At 71.2% G+C, this 7,855-nt stretch carries 8 protein-coding genes and 1 pseudogene; 4 read left to right on the top strand and 5 right to left on the bottom strand.

The window, feature by feature from the left end; genetic code table 11:
- The coding region (locus HKK72_RS32770; RefSeq protein ID WP_410050366.1) for a sodium:solute symporter family transporter at positions 1-938 on the top strand (938 nt) is incomplete at its 5' end.
- Between the two features lie 16 nt (positions 939-954).
- Positions 955-1,224 carry a hypothetical protein gene (locus HKK72_RS32765; protein ID WP_187238307.1) on the top strand — a complete coding sequence of 90 codons (270 nt, stop codon included), beginning with the start codon at positions 955-957 and terminating at the stop codon, positions 1,222-1,224.
- On the opposite strand, the gene soxR is transcribed toward HKK72_RS32765, so the two are convergent.
- The gene (gene soxR / locus HKK72_RS32760) at positions 1,185-1,778 is read right to left on the bottom strand and encodes a redox-sensitive transcriptional activator SoxR (RefSeq protein WP_187238306.1); all 594 of its coding nucleotides are present in this window, start codon (positions 1,776-1,778) and stop codon (positions 1,185-1,187) included. The two genes, HKK72_RS32765 and soxR, sit on opposite strands and share 40 nt — an antisense overlap.
- A 161-nt stretch (positions 1,779-1,939) precedes the next feature.
- On the opposite strand from soxR, the gene HKK72_RS32755 reads away from it, so the two are divergent.
- Together HKK72_RS32755 and HKK72_RS32750 are read left to right on the top strand one after the other, a co-directional pair.
- Positions 1,940-3,139: an NAD(P)/FAD-dependent oxidoreductase gene (locus tag HKK72_RS32755; protein ID WP_187238305.1), complete on the top strand. Its 1,200-nt coding sequence runs from the start codon at positions 1,940-1,942 to the stop codon at positions 3,137-3,139.
- Between the two features lie 187 nt (positions 3,140-3,326).
- Positions 3,327-4,367: a zinc-dependent alcohol dehydrogenase family protein gene (locus HKK72_RS32750; RefSeq protein ID WP_187238304.1), complete on the top strand. Its 1,041-nt coding sequence runs from the start codon at positions 3,327-3,329 to the stop codon at positions 4,365-4,367.
- 18 nt (positions 4,368-4,385) lie between these two features.
- On the opposite strand, the gene HKK72_RS32745 is transcribed toward HKK72_RS32750, so the two are convergent.
- The 4 genes and pseudogenes from HKK72_RS32745 to HKK72_RS41695 form a co-directional block, all read right to left on the bottom strand.
- Complete coding sequence (locus tag HKK72_RS32745; RefSeq protein WP_187238303.1) at positions 4,386-5,378, bottom strand: NAD-dependent epimerase/dehydratase family protein; 993 nt, start codon at positions 5,376-5,378, stop codon at positions 4,386-4,388.
- Between the two features lie 26 nt (positions 5,379-5,404).
- Positions 5,405-6,031 carry a hypothetical protein gene (locus HKK72_RS32740; RefSeq protein ID WP_187238308.1) on the bottom strand — a complete coding sequence of 209 codons (627 nt, stop codon included), beginning with the start codon at positions 6,029-6,031 and terminating at the stop codon, positions 5,405-5,407.
- Between the two features lie 121 nt (positions 6,032-6,152).
- The gene (locus HKK72_RS32735; RefSeq protein ID WP_187238302.1) at positions 6,153-7,550 is read right to left on the bottom strand and encodes a selenium-binding family protein; all 1,398 of its coding nucleotides are present in this window, start codon (positions 7,548-7,550) and stop codon (positions 6,153-6,155) included.
- Between the two features lie 88 nt (positions 7,551-7,638).
- Positions 7,639-7,855: pseudogene (locus HKK72_RS41695) on the bottom strand (sulfite oxidase); the annotation flags it as partial.

The following is a 7,855-nucleotide window of genomic DNA, read 5'->3' as shown; positions in this document are numbered from 1 at the left end:
CCGACAACCCGATGGCGGCCAACTGGATCGGCATCATCTTCGGCCTCGGCTTCGTCCTGTCGTTCGGCTACTGGACCACGAACTTCGCGGAGGTGCAGCGGGGCCTGTCGGCGCGCAACACCAATGCCGCGCGGCTCACCCCGATCATCGCCGCCTACCCGAAGCTGGTGATCCCGGCGGTCACCGTGATCCCGGGCATGGTCGCGCTCGTGCTGTTCCCGCAGCTCGGCAAGGCCTACGACTACAACGACGCGATCCCGCTGCTGATGAACGACCTGCTGCCGAGCGGCGTGCTCGGCATCGCGCTGACCGGTCTCATCGCCTCGTTCATGGCGGGCATGGCCGCCAACGTGAGCGGTTTCAACACGGTGTTCACCTACGACATCTGGAAGGCGAACTTCGCCAAGGACCGGCCGGACGAGCACTACGTCAAGGTCGGCCGCTGGGTCACCGTCGCGGGTGTGGCCGGCGGCATCGGCACGGCCTTCATCGCCGCCGGGTTCAGCAACATCATGAACTACATGCAGTCGCTGTTCGCGTTCTTCAACGCGCCGCTGTTCGCGACCTTCATCGTCGGCCTCTTCTGGCGGCGGATGACGCCCTGGGCGGGGTTCTGGGGACTGCTGGCCGGCACGCTCAGCGCGGTGGCGTCCTATGTGCTCTACAAGGCGGGGGTGCTGGGCTTCGGCACCGACCTGAACGCCAGCTTCTGGGGAGCCGGCATCGCCTTCGCGGTCGACGTGATCGTGTCGGTGGCCGTCAGCTTCATGACCACGCCCAAGCCCGTAGCCGAGCTCGCCGGCCTGGTGCGCGGCGTCAAGGTCGACGAGCTGGTCGACGACTCCATCGCGGGCGACAAGGCATGGTTCCGCTCACCGCTCGTGCTCGGCGGTGGCGCCCTGATCCTCTGCGTCGTCCTCTACCTACCGCTGCTCTGACGTCTGGAGATGAGTCATGACAGACACGCCGCCTGAGACCGCGAAGCACCGGCGGGCCGCCCTCGTCGCCCTGCTCAGCGAGATCCGGGTCATCATCGGCGGGCTGTTCTGCGTCTACGGACTGATCGTCGCCGGCGCCGGGCTGTTCGACTCCAAGGCAGAGCTCGACAAGGCCCAGGGCGTGAACATCAACCTCTGGACGGGCCTGGCCATGCTCGTCTTCGGGGCGGCGTTCCTGCTGTGGGCCTATCTGCGTCCGGTTCGACGCTCGGGAGACGAAACCTGATCGTCGGCGTCCTCGCACCGGGGTGCGCAGGCCGTCCCAGCGTCGTCGACGATCGCACCTGACACCGGCCCGCCCGAGGCGCTCCGCGCCGGCCGGGCGGCGTCCGTGAGCAGCCGCCGCGGCCCCGGCCCCTTCTCGCCGAGCACGTCGAAGGGGTTGGACAGCTTGCAGCTGCCCAGGGAGAGGCAGCCGCAGCCGATGCAGTCGGTGAGGTCGTCGCGCAGCTGCTGAAGCCGTTCGATTCTGGCGTCGAGCTCGGCCCGCCAGGACGCCGACAGCCGGGCCCAGTCTCCGCGCGTCGGGGTGCGTTCTTCCGGGAGCTCGGAAAGGGCCGCGCGGATGGTGTTCAACGGGATGCCGACCCGCTGGGACACGCGGATGAACGCGACCCGGCGCAGCGTGTCCCGCTGGTACCGGCGCTGGTTGCCGGTCGTACGGCGGCTGCGGATCAGCCCTTTGGCCTCATAGAAGTGCAGAGCGGACACCGCCACCCCGCTCCGCTCGGCGAGCTGACCGACGCTGAGTTCCCTGAGATCGGCTGCGAGTTGTGTCACGGACCCCACTGTATAGCTCGACCAACGTTGAGGTTCCACTCCGTCCGCACGCCCGGCCGTCCTCGCACCGGGAGGTCGCCTTCGCGATGTCACGTTCCGGAGCACCGGCCCGTCCTTGAATCGACGGCGCCGACAGCGGCGCGGAGCAGGAGGACAGAGCGATGACTGACACCACGGGCGGACGCCGGATCCTGGTGCTGGGCGCCGGCTACTCCGGCATGATGTGCGCGATCCGGGTGGCGAGGCGCAGCCGCCGGCAGGGCGGCCGGGTGACCCTCGTCAACCCGTCGGCCCGGTTCACCGAGCGGTTGCGGATGCACCAGATCGCCACTGGACAGCGGCTCGCCGACCACCGGATCCCGGAGCTGCTCGACGGCACCGGCGTCGACTTCGTCGAGGGACGGGCCGCCGGCGTCGACCCGGAACGCCGGGAGGTTCGGGTCGAGACCGGCGCGGGAACGGTGACGCTGCCCTACGACATCCTGGTGTACGCCATCGGCGCGGCGACCGACACGCGGGCGGTGCCGGGCGCGGCCTCCCACGCGTACACGTTCGACGGCGCCGGGGAGGCCGGCCGGCTGGCCAAGCGGCTCGCCGAGATCGAGCCCCTCGGCGGGGCCGTCACGGTCTGCGGCGGAGGGCTCACCGGTATCGAGGCCGCGACGGAGATCGCCGAATCGCATCCGGGAGTGCGGGTCGTCCTGGTCAGCCGGGACGTGCCCGGGGCGATGATGGGGGACCGGGCGCGGCGTCACCTCGACCGGGCGCTCGAGCGCCTCGGGATCGAGGTGCGAGCCGGAGCCGAGGTGGTCAAGGTCCTGCCGGACGCGGTCGAACTGGCCGGAGGTGAGCTCCTGCACTCCGACGCCTGCCTGTTGACTGCCGGCGTGCGCGTCGCACCGCTGGCCGCCGACGCGGGCATCACCGTCGACGAACGCGGGCGGATCGTGGTGGACGGCACGCTCCGGTCGGTGTCACACCCGCAGGTGCACGCCGTCGGCGACGCCGCGGCGATCCGCCAGACCTGGGGGAACATCCACGGAACCTGCCAGAGCGGCATCCCCACCGCCGCCTACACCGCGGACGCCATCGTCGCGCTGCTGCGCGGACGCCGGGTCAAGCCGTTCCGCTTCGGCTACGTCCACCAGCCGGTCAGCCTGGGCCGCCGTGACGCCGTCATCCAGTTCACCCACCCCGACGACACCCCGCGCCGCTGGATCCTCACCGGCCGGGCGGCGGTCGTCTACAAGGAGTTCGTCAGCGGCAGCCCCGTCCCGACGTACCGGCTGACCAAGCGGTATGCCGGTGCGCTCGTCTGGCCCCGCGGCGGCCGCCGCACCCGTCGGCCCGTCACCCCGTGACCCGGCCCGCCGTGGCGAACGTTCACGGCGGGCCGCCTGGCGGCACGGGGCGTCTGGCGCCAGACGGCCCGCCTGGCGCCGAACCCGGCGCGGCCCCGGGACCCCACCCGGAAGGACCGCGGGGGCGCCGGCGTGGCGATCGGGATACCTTGTGCCTGACCGGGACGGCGGCAAGGGGAGGCGATCGGTGCGGGCGGTCGTGTACGAGGCGTTCGGCGGGACACCGAAGGTGGCCGAGGTGCCCGATCCGGCGCCCTCCCAAGACGGCGTGGTGATCCGCGTCGAGGCCACCGGGCTGTGCCGCAGCGACTGGCACGGCTGGATGGGACATGACCCCGACATCCGTACACTGCCGCACGTGCCCGGTCATGAGCTGGCCGGCGTCGTAGCGGCGACCGGGTCCGGTGTCGCCGGATGGCGGCCCGGCGACCGGGTGACGGTGCCGTTCATCTGCGCCTGCGGGCGGTGCGCGGCGTGCTCCGCCGGCGAGCACCAGGTCTGCGAACGGCAGACCCAGCCGGGTTTCACGCACTGGGGTTCGTTCGCGGACTACGTCGCCATCGACCATGCCGACGTCAACCTCGTCGCCCTTCCGGGCGAGCTTCCCTACGCCACCGCCGCCGCCCTCGGGTGCCGGTTCGCGACCGCCTTCCGCGCCGTCACCGTGCACGGCGACGTCGCAGCGGACGAATGGGTCGCGGTGCACGGCTGCGGCGGCGTCGGACTGTCGGCGGTGATGGTCGCGGTGGCCCGCGGTGCGCGGGTCGTGGCGGTGGACGTGTCCGCGGACGCTCTCGCGCTCGCCCGCCGGTTCGGCGCCGCCGCGTGCGTCGACGCCCGCGTGTGCGACGACGTCCCCGAGGCCGTGCGTCAGGAGACCGGCGGCGGCGCGCACGTCTCCATCGACGCGCTGGGGGATCCGCGGACCTGCGCGGCGTCCGTCCGGAGCCTGCGGCGGCGCGGGCGGCACGTGCAGGTCGGCCTGCTGCCCCCGGCGGCCGGCGTGGCCGCCGTGCCCATGGACCGCGTGATCGCGCTCGAACTGGAGATCAGGGGAAGCCACGGCATGGCCGCGCACGCCTACGGTCCCATGATGGACATGGTCGTCGCCGGGACGCTCCGGCCGGATCTGCTGGTCACCCGGACGATCGGACTGGCCGAAACGTCCGCCGCCATGGTCGCGATGGGTCCCGGGCAGACGGCGGGCGTGACGGTGATCAAGCCCTGATCGGGGAACCGCACCCCGTCATCGCACCTTGGCCATCGCGGCGATGAGGCCGTCCCACAGGGTGTCGGCGGCCCGGTCCACGGTCTTGCGCCGCGGGTCGGCGTCGTGCCAGGCGACGATCTGCCGGGCGCCCTCGGAGAAGGGTGTCCGCGCGGTCCAGCCCGGCACGAGCCGCTTGATCTTGGTGTTGTCGAAGACCATCGAGTGCGTCTTGTCGCCGAGCAGCGGCGCGCTCAGTTCCGGCTCCACGGCGGCGATCGTGTCCGAGGGCACGTGCACGAGACGCGGCTTCGCCCCGGCGGCCGACCCCATCAGCTCGTAGATCTGGTTCCAGCTGAGCACCTCGTCGGAGGTGATGTGAAAGCCGTCGCCGACGGCGAGCGGGTTGCCGAGAAGCCCGGTGAACGCGGTGGCGAAGTCGGTGTGGTGGGTGAGCGTCCAGAGCGATGTGCCGTCACCGTGCACCACCACCTCGTGACCGCGGCGCATGCGTTCGACGTCGGTCCAGCCCGACATGAGCGGGACGTGGGTGGGGTCGTAGGTGTGCGACGGCCGCACGATCGTGACCGGGAAGCCGGTGGTGCGGTAGGCCTCGGTCAGCAGCTCCTCGCAAGCGATCTTGTCGCGGGAGTACTGGGACATCGGATTGCGCAGTGGCGTCGACTCGACGACGGGCAGGCGCTGGGGAGGCGTCTGGTACGCCGACGCGGAACTGATGAACAGGAACTGCCCGGCCCGGCCCGAGAACACCTTTACGTTGGCCCGCGCCTGCTCAGCGGTGAAGGTGAGGAAGTCGGCCACCGCGTCGAAGCGCCGGCCGGCAAGGACCCGCCGCACCGCGCCGGCGTCGCGGACGTCGGCGCGCAGTGACTCGACCGCGTCGGGCACGGGCCGGGTGGCGGAGTTTCCGCGGTTCAGCGTCGTCACGTCCATGCCGGCCCGGACCGCGGCGTCCACGCAGGCGGAGCTGATCACCCCGGTGCCACCGATGAAAAGCACGCTCAGCGACATGTACCCGTCCCTTCGTTCGGCCTTCGCTACGGGGCGGTCAGCACGGTGAGCGCCCCGGCGCAGATCAGGGCGACGGCCCAGAACCGGTCGAGATTGAACCACGCTCGCCGCAGCACGGTCACCCCGAGCACGTCGTAGACGAGGACCGCGATCACACCGGCGACCGCGAGCATCGCGAACGTGTGCACACCCGTCACGAACACGGCCGCGCCGACGGGCCCAGAGGACAGCCCGTGGTCGTGACCGGGAGGCGGCGCCGAGGAGGTCAGCACCGGAAGCAGCATCAGCCCGGCGCCGTGCACCGACGACATCAGGAACGACCAGCACGTGAGCTGCCACAGCGACAGCCGCATGCCGACCCAGCGGAAATGCCGTTTGGCCAGCAGCCGCCACAGCCCGAATCCCACGAGTACGACGCCGCCGCCGATGGCGACGATCCGGGTGGTCAGCACCGAACCGGTGAGGGTCACCACGAGGGCGACGGCACCCACCGACGCGGCGTGCCCGCACGCGATCGCGGGCAGCGACTGCAGCACCAGCGCGCGGCTGCGCTCCTGCAGGCCCCGCGCGACGGCGAACAACCAGCCCATGCCCGGGTTGAGCCCGTGGAAGGCGCCGAGCGCGACCAGCGCCGCCAGCGATCCGTCGTTCATCAGTGGGACCACGCCGTCATGAGAGGCACGCCGTCATGGGCGGCGCACAGTGATCGACTGCATACGATCATGGGTGACGCACCGGCGGCGCCGGGGACACCGGGCACCGGACGGCACGCCGTCACGGGTAGCAGTACGAGTCCGACGAGGCGTCTCCGCCCTGCAGCCGGGTCTGGTGCGGACGCCGGCCGCGGAAGTCGTCGCCGTGCGGGAAGAACCGCTCGTCGAAGCCGAACTCCACGCCGGAGTCCAGCTTGGCCATCCAGGCGCCGACGCCATCGGGGTAGAACTGGTCGTCCCACGCCCCGTACAGCGAATTGGTGACGTAGATCCGCTTGCCGTCGCGGCTGACCTCGACCATCTGCGGCCCGCCCGCGAGCGGCACGTCCGGCGCGGCCGGATGAGGAGTGCGGCGGACGATCCCGCCGATCCGCACCGAGCCCGCCTCGACCGGGTGGAACGGGTCGGACACGTCGTAGCGTTTGAGCTCGCCGGTGCCCCAGCAGGAGACGTAGAGGTACTTGTCGTCGACGGACAGGTCGATGTCGGTGACCAGCGGCGGCACGGCTCCGAACGGCCGGATCACCGGGGGGAGATCCTCGGCCGCGGCCGGCTCGGCGGGAATGGTGATGACCTTCTGCACGGCCCATTCGCCGCCGTCCCGGTGCCACATCCAGACCGAGGCCGACAGATCCTCGACGCTGACCACCACCCCGACGAACCCGTACTGCTTGGTGGGATCGTGTGCGGGCCGCAGTTCGAGGACCATCTGGTGCTCGTCGCCGAGGTCCACGGTCTGCACGTTCTTGCGCTTGCGCAGATCCCAGAAATGCAGGGAGTGACCGTACTTCCGGCCGAGCAGCAGTTCCCCCACCACACCGTCCTCGATCATCGACGGGGTGCCCCACTCGGAGCTGACGAGGACGTCGTGCGCGATGTGCCACCAGGCGTCATAGGCGAAGTACTGCGGGCCGCGGTCGACCTCCCACCGGCCGAGCACGTCGAACGAGGTGTGGTCGAGCAGCGCGATCCCGCCGGGACCGTCGTCGCCGTTGGCCCCGCCCAGCGCGGTCACGTAGAGCCCCTCCGGACCGCAGTGCACGGTGTGCGGGCGTGAGTAGCCGGCGCGCTTGGCCAGCTCGTCCGGCTCGAGCACTTTGACGATCTGGGGGCCGGTGGGCTGTTCCTTGGTGTCGATGACATAGATCCGCGAGGACCGCAGCCCGGGCACGATGAGATAGCGCCGCTCGACATGCGGATGGGGTGCGTACGGGCACAGCGCGCTGCTGCAGGCGTTCCAGCCGAAATGGTGCAGTTCGTCGCCGGTGTAGGGCAGCTCGGTCCAGCCGACCACGGAGCCGTAGGAAGGAGAGTCGGGCTCGACGTCCAGCACCGCGATGGCGTCGGGCCGTTGCGCCGTACGGTCGAAGGCGGCGACATAGGCCAGCTTCTCCGGCGGTGCCGCGATCGCGTCACGCGGCGAGGCGTAGAAACTGGGGTCGGCTTTCCAGAGCGCCATGAGAGCTCCTCCCGATATCGATCCGGCAGTGGCGGGGGCGATGGTCAGGTGACGCCGGCGGTGTTGCCGCCGGGGGGCCGGCAGAACCTCACACTACGGTGACGGGGTGCCGGACGACAGCACCGAACAGGTAGCCCAGCGTGTTGCAGGGCGCCTGGTCGGGCTGGGTGGCGCCGCGCTCGTCGGTGGCCCTGGCCAGCAGCGTGTGCGGGCCCGGCTGGCGGGGCGTCCAGCGGAACTCCCAGGGCTGCCAGGTTTCCGCGGCGCCGCGCCCGCGGGGATGCGCCTTCCGCCAGCAGGCCCCG

Source organism: Actinomadura sp. HBU206391, from assembly GCF_014323665.1.
Taxonomy (GTDB): Bacteria; Actinomycetota; Actinomycetes; order Streptosporangiales; family Streptosporangiaceae; genus Actinomadura_C.
The sequence above is the reverse complement of the archived record's forward strand: the minus strand, read 5'-3'. Positions and strand labels throughout refer to the sequence as shown.

Coding starts and splice junctions, on each gene's coding strand:
- HKK72_RS32740 (WP_187238308.1), bottom strand. CDS start 6,031: ATGAACGACGGATCGCTGGCGGCGCTGGTCGCGCTCGGCGCCTTCCAC.
- HKK72_RS32735 (WP_187238302.1), bottom strand. CDS start 7,550: ATGGCGCTCTGGAAAGCCGACCCCAGTTTCTACGCCTCGCCGCGTGAC.
- HKK72_RS32765 (WP_187238307.1), top strand. CDS start 955: ATGACAGACACGCCGCCTGAGACCGCGAAGCACCGGCGGGCCGCCCTC.
- HKK72_RS32755 (WP_187238305.1), top strand. CDS start 1,940: ATGACTGACACCACGGGCGGACGCCGGATCCTGGTGCTGGGCGCCGGC.
- HKK72_RS32745 (WP_187238303.1), bottom strand. CDS start 5,378: ATGTCGCTGAGCGTGCTTTTCATCGGTGGCACCGGGGTGATCAGCTCC.